Annotated in this window: 2 protein-coding genes; both read right to left on the bottom strand. The window is 68.9% G+C overall.

Annotated elements, in window-relative coordinates; genetic code table 11:
• On the bottom strand, positions 1-401 hold a 401-nt coding region (locus ABT114_RS50435; protein ID WP_351154130.1), incomplete at its 3' end, for a replication-relaxation family protein.
• Positions 402-756: 355 nt separating this feature from the next.
• On the bottom strand, positions 757-1,203 hold the full coding sequence (locus tag ABT114_RS50430; RefSeq protein ID WP_351154133.1) for a DinB family protein: 447 nt from the start codon (positions 1,201-1,203) through the stop codon (positions 757-759).
• Positions 1,204-1,275 lie beyond the last annotated feature (72 nt).

Genomic DNA, 1,275 nt, shown 5'->3' with positions numbered 1-1,275 from the left:
ACGCCGGTGATCGGGCGGGTCGCGGCCGGCGGGGTGCGGGTAACGGCGATGACCGTCTCGTTCACGGCCATCGCGTGCGGGGCGCCGGAGCGGGCTGCGCCGCGCGCGGTGCTGCCCATCTCCCCCGGCGGGCGGCCCAGGACTTCAGCGGCCGCGTCCAGCCCCAGCGGCGTCAGTCCCCACAGCTTGTTCCCGTCCCGGGCGGCGCCCTCGGACACAGTCAGCCCGTGCCTGGCGAGGTCCAGACAGGCGTTGCGGAAGCTTTTGTTGTCCTTGTGGCCCGGCGCCGTCAGGCGGTGCATCTGGTCCGGCGTCGCGACCTTCAACACACCGAGCGCGGCCAGCACCTGTGCGCGCACCGCGCTCGTGGACCCGTACGGATACGCCTTCGAACCACCCACCCGCAGCCCCTCCCCGCTCCCTCACCGACATCGCCGGGGCCGACAAGGCCCCGGGAGCGGACCGGCACCCGCCGGGCCGCAACGACAGACGTGCACCGCCTGTCCCCTCGGATCTCGCCATCACTCACCCTGCCACCCACCACAGACAATCCCTTCCCCCATCAGGTGGTGCAGATGGAGAGAGAAGAGGGGTTGTCGCGATGCGTGGTCGGGGCCGGTCAAGGGGGCTGAGCTGCACAAACCTTGCGTAGGCCACCGCAAGAGGCGGTAGGAGGATCGGCAGGGGGAACGGTAGGGCAGCCGGTAGGGGATTCGGTGGCTTGTCCACGCGCTGGTGAAGAGCACCTGACCCGGCTCAGCTCTTGGTCGGCGGATCAGTGTGGGCCAAGATTCGCTCGATGTCCCAGGCGTGGTGGGCAGCATCGTGGGCGTTGTTGCGCGCCACATCCTCGGCCCGGTGCACCCCACGACCGGCATGCTCGAGAACCACGCTCTCCTCCAGCGCAGCGGACACCGAGCTCACCCAGGCGTCGGCCGCCCGCTGAAGCGACCACAATGCACCAGCCAGGGAAACGTCGTTGTAGTGGCGGGCCTGCGCCAGAAGGTCTTGGTCATAGCCGGGGACCTGGCGCATGCCGGTGAGCCTCGCCCCAGCCAGCCGCTCGGCCCAGTTGCGCAGATTGTCGGTGACGTGACTGACGTAAGCCGCGATATTCCAGGCCAGCTCCGGATGCCGTTCATCGCCCCGGCGCCCCTTCACCAGAGCCGCATAGCGCGCAGTGAGGGGCCTCGCGTTTTCCAGACAGTTGTCTGACCGTCTATTTCACGCGGCGATTCGCAACTTCTCGTACTCGGCGTGGACTTCGCATGGAGG

It is taken from the genome of Streptomyces sp. NPDC002088, from assembly GCF_040296605.1.
GTDB lineage: Bacteria > Actinomycetota > Actinomycetes > Streptomycetales > Streptomycetaceae > Streptomyces.
This window is presented reverse-complemented; position numbering and strand designations above follow the sequence as displayed.